The following is a 14,354-nucleotide window of genomic DNA, read 5'->3' on the forward strand; positions in this document are numbered from 1 at the left end:
ATTGCACGTTAGAAATGAGAATGGAAGTATTACATTAGAAGCTGCTCTTGTGTTACCTGTTTTTATGCTTTTTATTGTTTTTATGGCTTCTATAATTCGTATCTCTATAGCAGAGATTGCTTTAAACAAATCAGTAAATGAGACTTCCAAAATTATAGCTACACATGTTTACCCTGCAACTATATTGGCTGAAGAGGCCAGTAGTCTGGTTTCAGGAAAACTTTCTGGTTTAACTTTAGGAGAAATTAACTTAACAGATGTGGAAGAGTTGGTTGGCACCTCTATGAGAGAATTTTTAGATCTAGATGTATCCGGGGCCAATTTCCTAAGCGATTTAGGGACGTCCGCCATCTCCCCAATCATTAAAGATAAATTTGCCGAAAATATGAATGCCGACTCAGGTAGTATTGACAATTTAACCGTTGAAGTGGAGATGCCAGGTTCGCTTAATGGTGGAGAAGATTCATATCTAGGTATTACAGCCAGCTATGATCTGGATCTTATTGTTCCATTTGTGGAAAAAACAATTACTATCAAAAAGCAGGCTTATGAAAGATTATGGGTTGGCGGGTATTAATAAATCTTCACACAACAAAGTGGGTAGGGGAATCAATTGACTGACATTATACAATATCTATTATTTATTTTTATTATTACTGCATTCATTTGGGATGTGAAATATCAACGAATTCCAAATTGGCTTACCCTCGGAGGTATGTTGTTTGGAATGGTTTTTCATCTCATCAATGGGGCAATTCAAGGCTTTTTATTTTCTGTATCTGGTCTATTAGTAGGTGGAGTAATATGCCTTGTTCTGTATGGACTTAAAGCAGTTGGGGCAGGTGACGTAAAATTGTTTTTTGCAATAGGTGCATTTGTAGGCATAGAAATAACCTTATATATACTTATGTATTCCATCATTTTTGGAGGTCTAATCGGCATTGTATTATTAGTGCTATCAAGAACGAGCCTATACAAAGTCTATAACAGAGGTGTTGGGAAGTTAAATAAGTTATTTGGTAAAAGTTGGGGATTGTTAAACAAAGAAAAGAAAATAATTACATTTCCCTTTATGTATGCTGTACTACCAGCAATCATTACAACTTACTATTATACATTTTTTTAAACGCTTTTACATTAGTCTAAATAAGCTTAAAAGGGAGCATTACGATGACAGAAATAATAGATTTTTTGTCAAATATAGCCTCGAAAATAATGGAATTTATTTTGGTAGCTTTTTTCTGGTTAGCCGATGTACTGGCCAACCTGTTGATAAAGATTGGTTTAGTTGAAAAGGAAAGTGATGCAATAGTTATTGGTATCATTATAATGTTTATTATCTTCGTCATAATTATGGGTGCAACTATAGGGTCCAAATACCATAGTCGAGGCCCTTATGATGGCGGAGGGGATGATTGACTGCATATAAATTTAACAAACACTTGTCATATAAAACTTATTCAATAAGCCAGGAGGGAAAAGAATGGGTGAAATTTATGGCCTTCACTATGATTATTCGAATCATAACGGTCAATCAATTGTGTTCACAGAAAAAAATGGTAAAAGTATTACTTCGGGAGACTTAAATGAGGTTCAACTGAAGATGATTCAGTCTAATTCAATACCACATTTGCTTTCCCTTTCCGTAGAAAATATGGACTTGAAAACGAAGCTATTTTACGATCTTACCTCAAAAAGTAAGCTGACATCTTATTTTCAAAAAAAGAACGCAACAATGAATGACTATTATCAAGTGTTTCTGTCTATTATATCTACTTTGGAAAGCTGTTCTTCCTATATGCTAGATCAAGAGAAATTTATCCTCAAACAGGATTTTATTTATATTGGAAAGAACCCCGGTGATATCTATATCGCCTATTTGCCTGTGAAAAAATTAGACAAAGAGACCAATGTTACAGAGGATATGAAAAAACTTTTAACCGATGTTGCTGGAGAGGTAGAAGGGCTTCAAGGGAACGAGTTTAAAAGCATCTTGAACTATATTAAAAACGATGGTTTTAGTGTAAGTGGTCTGAAAAAGCTTTTGTTAGAGTTAATCTCCTTACGGTCAAATGTGAACCATTCTAGCCAGGTTAGTGGATTTTCGAATGAAGCGGGAATAAATGAGAATCCGGTCCATTCATCGTCCAATACACAGCAACCGTCCAGCAATAATGGAACTAAAGTAACTACCTCACAAAATGAACAGTCAACTGTGACTCAAACTCAGTTTAAAACAAAAAAGAAGCTGCCAAAACTAACATCAAGAGAAAAAGTCTATATATTCTCTGGGACGTTATTAGCCTTAGCTTTAATATGGAAGCTATACGATTCAGTGACTACACAGGCTATGCTAGGAGTAAGCAGTGGACTTTCTATTATCATTGTAGTTGCAGTTGTTACTTACATTAAATGGTGGCGCCCTGGAGTGAAGCCAATAGAAACACAAACTTCGAATCCAGTCAAAAAACAAAAAGGGAATGGCAAACAGTCACAGCCAGAGACGCAACAACCCCAGTCAAAGCCATATAGCCAACAAGCACCTGTTAGTTTCCAACAACAGGCACACTCACAGCAACCAGCATATGCAAGTCAACAGTTAGCCGCTGCAACAGCAATGGATACCACACTATTGACAACCCCATCGGATGATACGGTGTTATTGGAAGATGAAGCTAATCTATCGGCCACATCAACTGCTCCATCAAATGTAACAGCTATATTATCTAAAACTTCCCCTGATGGACAGGAGGAAACAATTGAACTGAATCGAAATAACTTTCTTATTGGTAGAAATGCAGACGCTGTAAGCTATGCGGAGGAAGCAACCGGGGTATCCCGATTACACGCAGAAATTATCCAGATTGATTCCACTTCTTATGGCATAAAGGATTTAGGGTCGAAAAACGGCTCGAAGCTAAATGGAAATACCATGGTCCCATACAAGGTGTATGCACTTCAGGAAGATGATGAAATTATGCTTGGAAAAGCCACTTATATTTTTAAATGGAGTCATTCCTCGTGAGCAGAAGATGGCAAACTGGTAAAGCTACACACAAAGGGACTAGAAAAAATAAGAATGAAGACTCCTATCTGCATCGTCATGCCATTGATAGCGAAGGAAACGAAATTGCGATGTTCGCTGTGGCAGATGGGATGGGTGGCTATGAGGTTGGAGACACCGCCAGCAAATTAGCAATATCTTTTTTTCAAAGATGGTGGGATAAGCGCATCATCAAACTATTAAAAAAGCGAGATATTATGGAACGAATTGCCCGAGAGGGTGCATCGACCATGAAACAGATAAATACTTCAATTAAAGCAACGAGTTTGCATACAGGGAAGAAGATGGGAACGACACTCTCCTTGCTCATTATGTTTAAAGGCCAATATGTTGTTCTCCATGTTGGGGATAGTAGGATTTATCAGATGAGAGGCTGGAATTACGGGTTACAGCAATATTTTCATCATGCTAACCAGGAGGACCTTACTAGTCTCCTGCAAGAACAGAGCACAGAAATTTTGGAATCAAACCCTGAACTAGTGAAGCTAACAGAGGATCATTCATGGGTGGAAAGACAAGTAAAGGATGGAATCTTAACAGATGAGGATGCCCGCAATCACCCGAAGCGAAATGTATTGACACAATGTCTTGGAATAGAGGATGAAATAAACCCGCAAATAAAAATAGGGCAATATCAATCAAGTGATATGTTTCTTGTATGTTCGGATGGTTTTCATTCCTTGTATTCTAATGAAGAGATCTTAACCATGTTAATAAATCTGGAGAAGGAATACACAAATCTACAAATGATGTGTGAGTACTTAATAAACTTTTGTAATTTTTCCAATGCTGAAGACAACATTACACTCATGCTTATTCGGAACTTATATGTGGAGAAAACAGAAACAAAAGGAAAACGAAATTTGTTATCAATACTGGGAATGAAATGATAGTGGAGGCATGGGGTGTTAACAATGAGTAAACATAATATCTTCGTGAAGCCAGGTGACATTTTGCGTGAGAAATACAAGGTAGTAGAGCACATAGCAACTGGTGGTATGTCAGAGGTATATCGCGTCCAAGAGGTGAACAATTCATTTCAAGAGTGGGCTGTGAAGATCTCAAATATGTCTAGTAAGCTATCGAGAAAGCTGATAGATGAGACAAAGCTATTAAGTGAACTAGATCACCCTATTTTGCCGCGTGTGGCTGACTTTTTTCAGGATGATAATTATTTCTACCTTGTGTTGGAGTATGTGGAAGGTGTATCCTTAGCAGAATTTCTGGAAGACGACTCTAATGAACTTAAGCTTGAGGATATTGTAAACATTGGGGTACAGCTCTGTGATGTATTATATTACTTACATACTCGCAAACCTCATCCGATTATATATCGTGATCTGAAGCCAGGAAATATTTTATTAAAAAAAGATGCTCAGATCACATTGATTGACTTTGGAATTTCTCGTAAATACCAGGAAAAACAGATGAGGGACACTGTTCAGATTGGAACAGTAGGTTTTGCAGCGCCCGAGCAATTCGAAAAAAAGCAGACGGATAAACGTACCGATTTATTCTCTCTTGGAGCATTGCTTTACTATCTTTTATCTAAAGGGAAATATGTGTATATCACACAAGAGCCAATAAAATCACTCAATTCATCTATCCCGAAAAGTCTTGAGACCTGTGTTGGCCAACTTGTTGAATTGGATCCCGAAGACAGACTGCAGGATGTTAGAGAGGCGAAGATACTCTTATTAAAAGCTAGAGAAGAATGGGAACATCGAAAATCAAAACAGTACTCAAAAAAGAATCTTTTGCCATATGTAATTGGTTCTTTAGCCGTAGTTGCAACAATTATATTATTTTCTTTGTAAGGAGGCGAAAAAATGAGTGAGTATAGTAAGCTACCATATGGTCGGATAATGGAGAACGAAGGGTTGGTTACATATCAGATTTCCAGAGAAGAGACGAACATTCAAGATGTAGAACAACTTGAAGAATTAAAACGCGATGAACTGCTGTTTTTCTCATGCCAGCATTATCAAGTAAAGGAAGATCTTGTTACCATCTTTTATAAGAAAAAAGCAGGATATGTATGCTTGGACCAAATTAAGACGATGGACGACAAGAAGAAGAAAAAGGTGACTGATATACTCTTGCAAACAGAGAGCTTAGTTGGTACACAATTCAGCACTTTTCTACATCCTTCAAACATTTATGTAAATGAGCGAGGGGATGTAAACTTTGCACATCGAAGTATCCGGTCTGTTTTACCACCAGAGGAATTTACTGAGCAAGGCTTATTAAACGAGCTAAAGCCAATATTAATAGCATTACACAGCAATCATACTTTTGAAGAAATAGTTGAAGATAAGCAGCTTTTGGTGTCAGGAAACAATAGCTTACTGAATGCAATTAATGTAGCCACTTCTATCGACCAACTTCGTAAGCTCTTTGCCACACATGTTCCAGCTGGCTCTTCAGAAGATAAGAAAACCCATAATGTTAGTCATAAACCAACAGAAGTGAAACAACCGAAAAAGATAAAACTATCCCTTATGTCAGGTGTGCTAATTGGTGTTTTAATTGGCATGCTCGGGTTGTACCTTATTAAAGTGGTACCTTTAGCAGATTCAGCCAGCGCTCTTGAGAGTGAAATGAGTGAGCAAGAGAATAGTTTAACGGAAGAAAATCAGGAGCTTCAAGAGCAGGTAGATCAAAACCAACTTATTATAAAAGGATATCAAGAGGCAATGGCAGGCAATACAGAAGCAGCAATTACCAACTTGGAGAAAGTTAATAGTCCTGACAAAAATGCTGAGCAAACGTTAATCGAGCAGTATATCAAGTTGAATACGGTAGAGAGTTTGACAAAAGCTGCTGGAATGGGCGATGCCTATCAAGCTGAAGTCGTAGAAAAATTAGCTCAGCTTGAAAGTGATGAAGCAAATGACGTCATTCTATCACTAACTTCCAGTGCACCAGAAGTATTAATTGAACAAGCATGGCTAGAGAAAGATTATGAAACAGTATTAGAAGTATATAAGCAAATTTCCGACAATGGTCATGCTAAACTCTTAGCTGCTAATAGCTATCTTGAACTTGAAAACAATAAAGAAGCAATGAAGTTAGGAAAAGAGCTTAAGAACAAACAGGTCCAAATTGGTAGCTTAGAAATAGAAAAGAAAAAAGCAAAAGATAACAAAGATATGGACAAAGAAGAAAAAGAAGAGAAATTGGATGAATTAAATAAAAAGATAAAAGAATTGAAGGATTAATAGCATATGCTGTGTAGGTTAGTTGAAACTATACAGCATTTTTCTGATTGCGAAAACCATTTTATTACATATCTAGAAGACTTATAACAACTAAAAATTAACGTTACGTTAAAAAAAAGTATAGAGGTGGTAGAAATGAAGAACGGACTAACAAGTGTATTACTAATCGTAGTTATTACTTTCATTTTAGGTGCTTGCGGGAATGAAGAGGTTACAAAACCCAATGAAGCTGAACAAAATTTAAATGAAACGATTGAAGGAGAACAGAAAGATAATGAAGAAGGCGAGGATTATGGTACTTCTAGCACTCACGATGAAGAAGATACTGACAGAAGCGTTCGGTTCGAAACAAGTACCGAAGACCAGTTGGATTTGAGAATTGGTGACAAAGGTAAATTTGATACAGATTTAACTACCTTTGAAATAACCTTAAATGGCGCAGAAATTATCGATGAAGTCGATGATATTTCATCTCAACTAGATAGTTTTATACTATTAGATATAACGTTAAAAAACACTGGGGAAGAAACTTACACGGCTCAAGATTTACTTTACGGTTTAGAGGTTACAGCTTACTTGGATTCAACTGGCTACCAAGATTATTCAGAAGACTTCGAGAGTGTGAAAGGGTTGGAAGGTGACATATCTCCAGGAGAAGAGTTGTCAGGTGAATTTATTACAGAAATACCTAAAGCAGAAGAATATTTTTTCCACTTAAGATCTGGGATCACAGGTACTGGTGCAAGTAATGAGGTTGTCTGGACTATTCCTGCAGAAGAAGCAAGATAAATAACAAATTGGAAAGGTGGATGTTGATGAGAAAGAACTTGATTATAGGCATAACACTATTATTATCCATCGTGCTGACTGCATGTAATGGAGAAAACGATGAAGCAAACAGCGAAACTGCAAATAAGTCAATTGAGAGTAATAGTAATAACTCGATGGAAGGATCTGAAAAAAGTGGTGAAGATAATAAAAATGATGATACTACAAATAATGAGACCACTAAATCAGTAACAAAGGATCAACTAGAATTAGGCATTGGGGATACGGGGAAATTTGATACTACCATAGGTAAGTTTGAAGTAACGTTAGATAAAGCCAAGGTCTTGGAAGAACTCGATGGAGAAAGCTCTCAATTAGATGTCTTAATCTTAATGGACCTAACTGTTAAGAATACGAGCGATGAAACGCAACTAGTAGAAGATCTCTTAGAAAGTACCGTTGCTTCAGATGATGTTGATGCGACAGGTTCTTCTAATTCAGCGGAATACTTTGATAGTGTTGAAGCATTAAAAGGCGAACTTGCCCCGGAAGAAGAAATATCAGGTCAATTTATTGCTGATGTATACGAAAGTGATGAATACTATTTAATGCAGAGGGCAGGGACTCAAGCTGCAGAAACAAGTAATCAAGTGATCTGGACTATTCCTGCTGAGAAAGCTGAATAACAGAATGACTAAGAAACCTGTAGAGGTGTTTGGAGTTAACTTCTATAATACTGCAAAATCTCCATTTAAAACTAAATACATAACTATCTGAGGTTAACTAATTTAAAAAACAGATACACATTAAAGGGAGTGGAAGACTTGAAAAAGAGGTTAGTTGTTTTATTCGTATTATTGGTAATGGTATTCAGCGCATGTAGTAATGAAGAAGGAAGCTCAAATGAGGAAGAACAAAAATTGGATGAGAGTATAGAAGGAAATAACAATGGAGAAGAGAAAGAAGAAGAAATAGATAATGATACTTCAGAAGAAGACGAGGATTCAGAAGGTGTCAGTGGGGGATTTGAAACGCAAACAGAAGACCAATTGGACCTGACAATTGGTGACACAGGTAGGTTTGATACAGACTTAACTACATTTGAAATTACGCTAGAGGATGCTGAAATAATAGAAGGAGAGTTGGATGGAGTAGAGCCACAATTTGATAGTCTAATTTTGTTAGATATCACTTTAAAGAATACAGGAGAAATGGTTTATCCAGTTCAAGATCTTATGTATGGATTTGAAGCCACAGATTATTTAGAAGGTACTGGAGTGCAGAATGCAGCGGAGTTTTTTGATAGTGTTAAAGAAATGACTGGTGAATTAGCACCAGGAGAAGAAGTATCAGGTCAATTTATTACAGATATACATGAAGCAGAAGAATACTATTTCCGCTTAAGGTCTGGAATAACAGGATCTGGAGCAAGTAATGAGGTGATCTGGACTATTCCTGCAGAAGAAGCTAAAAAATAAAAAGACTTGTAAACTCTGCTGTTGAATTTTTAATACTATAATTCTGTTAGTTGAAATAATTTGTACATAAATATAACTGTTGCAAATCACCGAGGTAAGTAATAAGGAGTGAGAAAGTTGAAAAAGTCCTTAGTTGTTTTATTAGTATTAATCACGTTGATAATTAGCTCATGTAGTAATGAAGAAGGTAGCTCAAGCTTAAATGAGGAAGAACAAAATTTGGATGAAACTATAGAAGAAAATAATAATGGAGACGAGAAGGAAGAGGAAGAAGAAATAGAAAATGATAATGATAGTTCAGAAGACGAATTAGAAGGTGTCAGTGGAGGTTTTGAAACACAAACAGAAGATCAATTGGATCTGATAATTGGTGACACTGGTAAATTTGATACAGACCTAACTACATTTGAAATCACATTAGAAAATGCGAAAATTCAGCAAGAAGTAGAAGGTAAAAAATCTGAACTCTATGGCTATATAATTCTGGATATTACTGTAAAGAATACGGGTGAAACCTCTCAACCTGTACAAGATTTACTATATGGGTTTGAAGTTACGGATAATCTCGAAATGACTGGATATCAAAATTATTCCGAAAGTTATGAAAGTATAGATCATATGACTGGGGAATTAGGTGAAGATGAGAAAGTTTCTGGACAGTTTATTACAAAAATTTACGAAGCAGAAGAATACTATTTCCGCTTAAGATCAGGAATTACAGGCTCTGGTGCAAGTAATGAGGTTATCTGGACTATTCCTGCAGAAGAAGCAAGATAAACACTATAAATACGAAGGTGGGTACTTATGAAAAAGAGTTTTGTAATTTCGACAATACTGATACTAACTATCGTAATCACTGCCTGTAATGGAGAGAGCGAGGAAGCAAATAATAATGAACCAAATGAGAACTCAACACCAGCTGAAAATGAATCAACTAAAAGTAATAGCAGCATCACAACTGAAGACTCTGAAACAAGCGAGGAAATAAGTGATAATGAAAAAACTACAGACAATGAGACCTCTGAACAGACTATAGAAGATCAACTCAATCTAGCTATTGGAGATACTGGTACATTTGATACTACATTAGGGACTTATGATATCACGCTTAACTCTGCTAAAATAATCGAGGAAGAACTTGATGGAGAAGCTTCGCAATTGGATAATTTGATACTTTTAGATATAACGGTTAGAAATACAAGTGATCGTAGTTTACAAGTAGAAGATTTGCTTGCTAACTTGGAAGTCACACATGATTTAGAAGGAACAGGTTCTTCTAACGCAGCGGACTATTTTGATAGTGTAGATGAAATAGCTGGCGAGATCGCTCCTGAAGAAGAGGTGAATGGACAGTTTATAGCAGATATTTCAAAAGAAGAGAAATATTTTTTCAGAAAAAAAGTCGGCAATATTGCTGCGGAGACCAGTAACCAGGTTATCTGGACTATTCCTGCAGAAGAAGCAAAGGAGTAACCTTATTATTGGAACTGTAATAAAACACGAGTAAAAATTACTTTTGTAATATCCCTATCATATTATTCTATCTTAAAAATATGATACTATAGTAGAGTAAACATAGGGAGGGAAGACCATGAATGATTTCGATAAACATTCCAGAGTTGATAAATTTGAAAAAAGAAGGAAGAATACAAAATCTATTTCTGTTCTAATGATAGCAGGTTCTCTTCTTGTTATAGTTTTGCTTGGTATGTGGATTTTTGGTGGTGGTGACGAGCAAACGTCAGAAGAAGAATCTACCAATACGGAATCAACAAATGAATCAAATAATAATGACACTGAAGAATCAAATGAAGAGCAAACCGAAACAGATGAAAACAATTCCTCTAATTCAGATGAACAAGCAAATGAAGCCAACGAAGAAGAATCAGATGCTGAAACGGATGAAGAAGAGAGCCAGTCTGCAGAAGATATTGAAACAGAACAGGTTGAACCTTCTGGAGATAATGTAAAAGAAGCTTATACTGGAAACTGGGAACCAATTGGAACAGAACAAGAAGGTCCCCATACAACGAATTACAGTGACGGCTCACAGGATAGACAAGAAATTGTAAGAGCTGCTGCCCTGGCAACAGGACTTAATGCTAGTACGTTGACTACACATTGGGTCGGAAATGGTGGGGATCAGAAAGTAGAGACTACTGTATATAATGAGGATCAGTCAGAGATCTATCGTGTTTATTTATCATGGGTTGATAATGAGGGGTGGCAACCAACCAAAGTAGAGGCCTTGAACAACTTACCACCTATTAACTAATCGCACAAATCGGAGGCATAATCATGACAATAGGTATTATAGGAGCAATGGATGAAGAAGTTGCATTACTTTTGCAAAATGTATCAAACCAAAATGAGGAAACCATCGCCGGATGTAAATTTGTAAAAGGACAAATAAACGGAAAAGAAGTTGTCATTCTTCAATCTGGTATAGGAAAAGTGAACGCAGCAATGGCGACGACCATTATGCATGAAAGATACGAACCTTCGCATATCATCAACACAGGTTCCGCAGGTGGATTTGCTGAGAAATTGGAAGTAGGCGATGTTGTTATTTCCACTCAGGTAGTACATCATGATGTCGATGTAACGGCTTTCCAATATGCATATGGCCAGGTGCCTGGCATGCCGGCTATGTATGATGCCGATACAGAGCTTGTATTAAAAACAATCTCTTCAGTAAAAGAAATGGGCTTAAATTATCAAGAGGGGATCATTGCAACAGGTGATTCCTTCATGCAGGATCCAGAACGAGTAGCGTTCGTTAGAGAGAAATTTCCTGAGATGATCGCAGCAGAAATGGAAGCAGCTGCAGTCGCACAGGTTTGCCATCAATACGGAAAGCCGTTTGTTGTTATTCGTGCACTATCAGATATTGCTGGCAAAGAATCATCTGTTTCCTTTGACCAGTTTCTTGAGAAGGCAGCGAAAAATGCAGCTACTTTAATTATGACCATGCTCAAAAGTATGTAATTTGTCCAATATTTACCTTCCAAAAGGATGCATAATTTATGTTATGATGCGTTATAGAGGAGGGGACGTATTGGATCAACAAAAGAAATTAGAGTTGAAATGGAAAGATTATCAGCGTTTTACTGCAGTTCTACTAATATTAAGCAGTTACCTATATATGGGTGCCATCATTAATACGTATATGCAACCCTCAAGCAATGGGGATATGCTATTCGTATTGTCACTTGCTGGTATTATAACGGGAATAATTTTAGCGGTTAAGCAACTTAATATAAAGAAAGAAATAGAGAATGAGCGCTGATTCATATCAGCGCTCATTTTTTAACTTCTACGTTCTTTACGGTAATATTCATGAAACACTTTCATTAGGGCCCGCTTTTCAATACGTGATACATAACTTCTTGAGATATTCAGCATCTTGGCAATTTCTCTTTGGGTCATTTCTTTATGATCATTTAAGCCATAACGGTAGATAATGACTTCTTTTTCCCGTTTATCCAAAATTGTAAAGTATTCCTGCATCTTGGCAATTTCCATATTTAACTGGATGTATTCGATAATATTATCGTTTTCAGCCTCTAGAATATCAATAAGGCTGATTTCATTTCCTTCTTTATCCTGCCCGATCGGATCATGGAGGGAAACATCTTTTTTTACTTTCTTTAATGCTCGTAAGTGCATTAAAATTTCATTTTCGATACAACGGGCTGCATATGTCGCAAGCTTTGTGCCTTTATCAACAGAAAAACTCTCCACGCCTTTGATTAAACCAATGGTACCTATGGATATCAAATCTTCTACATCTTCACCTGTATTCTCAAACTTTTTAACGATGTGTGCCACTAAGCGTAAATTATGCTCGATAAGCTTGTTACGAGCAGTCTCACTTCCTTCTTTCATTTCTTTCAAATATTTTATCTCATCTTCTGGGGGAAGCGGCTGGGGGAAGGCATGGTTTTTCACATACGAGACAAAGAAAAGGGTTTCTTTTATTAGAAGAGCAAGCACGCTTAATATTCCGGACAAATATATCCACCTCCTAAAAGTGCCGGCTGGGCTATTGCCTATAATTCGATTTTATGTAGATAAGGGGCTTTTCGTGTCTGTCCTTCTAAAGATAATTAGAAAAACTCGCATTCGCTCGTCTATTAGAGAATGTGTACGTTTTTCTTATACTTGGGACTTCAAAATTTTAACTACGTCGACATTGCTTCCTAGCTGAAATTTTATACTTTTCTAACGTGTAAAAAAAGCACTTCCCGAAAGAAGTACTTGGTATTTCATTTATTATATTTTCGGTTTAAGCACTCTGTTACTACCGTTTCATCACTATGGGGGTGTTTTGTATTTCCTGTGATTTGGTAATGCTCTTTACCTTTCCCCGCAATGATTAGGATGTCACCAGGTTCGCTAATCTCTACCGCATGTTCAATAGCCTCTTTACGCTCGGCAATCATACCATAATTCTCGTGTTGCATTCCTTGTTCCATATCTTCAAGGATACTTGTAGCATCTTCGTTCCGTAAATCATTAATAGTTAAAATGACGATGTCTGCTGTGGATGCTTCTTTGGCCATAAGAGGCCGTTTTTCTTTATCTCGGTCGCCGCCTGTTCCAGCTACATAGATAAGGCGATTTCGTTTAAATGTTGAGACGGATGTAATGGAACTCCGGATAGCATCAGGCGTATGCGCATAATCAATAAAAACCTTAAGTGGCGCATTGTGCTTTACTTTCTCCATTCTTCCCTCAATTGGATTAATCGACTTGAGTAGATTCACGGCTGCTGACACCTGGATACCTTTGACGAATAAAGTAGATAACGCTGCAAGAACATTATATACATTAAACTCTCCGAGTAATCTAGTCTCTACAGGATAATTTCCTTCAGGGCTCTGAAGGGTAAACAAGGTCTTATCCTCAAAATATTGGATTTGTTTGGCTTGAAAATCGGCTTCTTCTGATATTCCATATGTCAAGACCTCAGCTGGTGACATGTTTTCATAAATTTTTGACCATGCATCGTCTTTATTTAGGATGGCATATTTACGTTTTGTTGCATCATTACCTAATTGGGCAAATAATAAGCCTTTAATATATCCATACTGTTCCATACTTTGATGGTAATCAAGATGGTCTTGAGTTAGATTGGTAAAGATAGCTATATTGAAATCAATGCCCCATACTCGGCCCTGCGCTAACCCATGTGAAGATACTTCCATAACTACATCTTCGACTCCAAGATCCTCTGCCTCTTTTAACAATTTCTGATTTCCTAACACATCACAGGTCGTATTGTCCGTATGTTTGACTCCACCATTAATTGTAATTCCGTTTGTTCCAGCTAGAGCCGTTTTACGCCCTGAATTTTCAAGTAACTTATTTATAAGTGTTGATACACTTGTTTTACCATTTGTTCCAGTAACCCCGATAATATCCATATCTATAGAGGGGTAGGAGTAAAATCTATTTGCGAGATGAGCAAGTGCTTTAGTAGTATTTGGTACGATAACTAGTGTTGTGTTGGGTAAATCCATGTCAGGTTTCTCTTCCGCTACTATAATAGTTGCACCACGATCAATAGCATCTTTTATGAAGTGGTGGCCGTCAACGGTATACCCCTTTATGCAAACGAACATCGAACCATCTTCCACTTTTCTTGAATCCTGCTGAATTGATTGGATGTGTAGTGGAAGGGGGCCAACTATTTGTTTGACATGGAGACATTCTAGTAAGTTTTCTGTATTCATTGACCGTCACCTCTAATTCTTCTTATTACTTATTTTATCCGTATGTAACATTTTCTATTTATATCTACTGAATAGATATCTTGAA

Annotated in this window: 17 protein-coding genes; 15 read left to right on the forward strand and 2 right to left on the reverse strand. The window is 36.9% G+C overall.

The annotated features are described in order from the left end of the window. Position 1: 1 nt before the first annotated feature. The 15 genes from BN988_RS01180 (at position 2) to BN988_RS01250 (ending at position 11,820) form a co-directional block, all read left to right on the forward strand. Positions 2–577 (forward strand): TadE/TadG family type IV pilus assembly protein, encoded by a 576-nt coding sequence (locus BN988_RS01180; protein WP_036572404.1) that lies wholly within the window; start codon positions 2–4, stop codon positions 575–577. 36 nt (positions 578–613) lie between these two features. Next, positions 614–1,126 carry an A24 family peptidase gene (locus tag BN988_RS01185; RefSeq protein WP_051557605.1) on the forward strand — a complete coding sequence of 171 codons (513 nt, stop codon included), beginning with the start codon at positions 614–616 and terminating at the stop codon, positions 1,124–1,126. Between the two features lie 44 nt (positions 1,127–1,170). Further along, positions 1,171–1,419 carry a hypothetical protein gene (locus BN988_RS01190; RefSeq protein WP_036572408.1) on the forward strand — a complete coding sequence of 83 codons (249 nt, stop codon included), beginning with the start codon at positions 1,171–1,173 and terminating at the stop codon, positions 1,417–1,419. A gap of 64 nt (positions 1,420–1,483) precedes the next feature. Then, positions 1,484–3,025, forward strand: a complete 1,542-nt coding sequence (locus BN988_RS01195) for a DUF6382 domain-containing protein (protein WP_036572412.1) — start codon at positions 1,484–1,486, stop codon at positions 3,023–3,025. Continuing rightward, positions 3,022–3,954: a PP2C family protein-serine/threonine phosphatase gene (locus BN988_RS01200; RefSeq protein WP_036572414.1), complete on the forward strand. Its 933-nt coding sequence runs from the start codon at positions 3,022–3,024 to the stop codon at positions 3,952–3,954. Before BN988_RS01195 ends, BN988_RS01200 begins: the two co-directional genes overlap by 4 nt. A gap of 24 nt (positions 3,955–3,978) precedes the next feature. Further along, positions 3,979–4,881 carry a serine/threonine protein kinase gene (locus BN988_RS01205; protein ID WP_147380249.1) on the forward strand — a complete coding sequence of 301 codons (903 nt, stop codon included), beginning with the start codon at positions 3,979–3,981 and terminating at the stop codon, positions 4,879–4,881. A 12-nt stretch (positions 4,882–4,893) separates the two neighbouring features. Then, positions 4,894–6,285 carry a type VII secretion protein EssB/YukC gene (locus tag BN988_RS01210; RefSeq protein WP_036572419.1) on the forward strand — a complete coding sequence of 464 codons (1,392 nt, stop codon included), beginning with the start codon at positions 4,894–4,896 and terminating at the stop codon, positions 6,283–6,285. A gap of 135 nt (positions 6,286–6,420) precedes the next feature. After that, positions 6,421–7,074 (forward strand): DUF4352 domain-containing protein, encoded by a 654-nt coding sequence (locus BN988_RS01215; RefSeq protein ID WP_036572421.1) that lies wholly within the window; start codon positions 6,421–6,423, stop codon positions 7,072–7,074. Between the two features lie 26 nt (positions 7,075–7,100). Next, complete coding sequence (locus BN988_RS01220; RefSeq protein WP_036572424.1) at positions 7,101–7,739, forward strand: hypothetical protein; 639 nt, start codon at positions 7,101–7,103, stop codon at positions 7,737–7,739. A gap of 138 nt (positions 7,740–7,877) precedes the next feature. Next, positions 7,878–8,531 (forward strand): hypothetical protein, encoded by a 654-nt coding sequence (locus BN988_RS01225; RefSeq protein ID WP_036572425.1) that lies wholly within the window; start codon positions 7,878–7,880, stop codon positions 8,529–8,531. A gap of 117 nt (positions 8,532–8,648) precedes the next feature. Continuing rightward, the gene (locus BN988_RS01230; RefSeq protein ID WP_036572427.1) at positions 8,649–9,308 is read left to right on the forward strand and encodes a hypothetical protein; all 660 of its coding nucleotides are present in this window, start codon (positions 8,649–8,651) and stop codon (positions 9,306–9,308) included. A gap of 27 nt (positions 9,309–9,335) precedes the next feature. Next, complete coding sequence (locus BN988_RS01235) at positions 9,336–10,004, forward strand: hypothetical protein (protein WP_036572429.1); 669 nt, start codon at positions 9,336–9,338, stop codon at positions 10,002–10,004. 118 nt (positions 10,005–10,122) lie between these two features. Then, complete coding sequence (locus tag BN988_RS01240) at positions 10,123–10,806, forward strand: YrrS family protein (RefSeq protein ID WP_036572431.1); 684 nt, start codon at positions 10,123–10,125, stop codon at positions 10,804–10,806. Between the two features lie 23 nt (positions 10,807–10,829). Then, positions 10,830–11,519: a 5'-methylthioadenosine/S-adenosylhomocysteine nucleosidase gene (gene mtnN / locus BN988_RS01245; RefSeq protein ID WP_036572433.1), complete on the forward strand. Its 690-nt coding sequence runs from the start codon at positions 10,830–10,832 to the stop codon at positions 11,517–11,519. A gap of 70 nt (positions 11,520–11,589) precedes the next feature. After that, complete coding sequence (locus tag BN988_RS01250; RefSeq protein ID WP_036572435.1) at positions 11,590–11,820, forward strand: YrhC family protein; 231 nt, start codon at positions 11,590–11,592, stop codon at positions 11,818–11,820. Positions 11,821–11,840: 20 nt separating this feature from the next. On the opposite strand, the gene sigK is transcribed toward BN988_RS01250, so the two are convergent. Together sigK and BN988_RS01260 are read right to left on the reverse strand one after the other, a co-directional pair. Then, positions 11,841–12,545 (reverse strand): RNA polymerase sporulation sigma factor SigK, encoded by a 705-nt coding sequence (sigK, locus tag BN988_RS01255; protein ID WP_036572438.1) that lies wholly within the window; start codon positions 12,543–12,545, stop codon positions 11,841–11,843. A gap of 254 nt (positions 12,546–12,799) precedes the next feature. Then, positions 12,800–14,269, reverse strand: coding sequence for a UDP-N-acetylmuramoyl-L-alanyl-D-glutamate--2,6-diaminopimelate ligase (locus tag BN988_RS01260; protein ID WP_036572440.1), 1,470 nt, complete (start codon positions 14,267–14,269; stop codon positions 12,800–12,802). Positions 14,270–14,354: the final 85 nt, after the last annotated feature.

This window comes from Oceanobacillus picturae, from assembly GCF_000612865.1.
Lineage (GTDB): Bacteria > Bacillota > Bacilli > Bacillales > Amphibacillaceae > Oceanobacillus_B > Oceanobacillus_B jordanicus.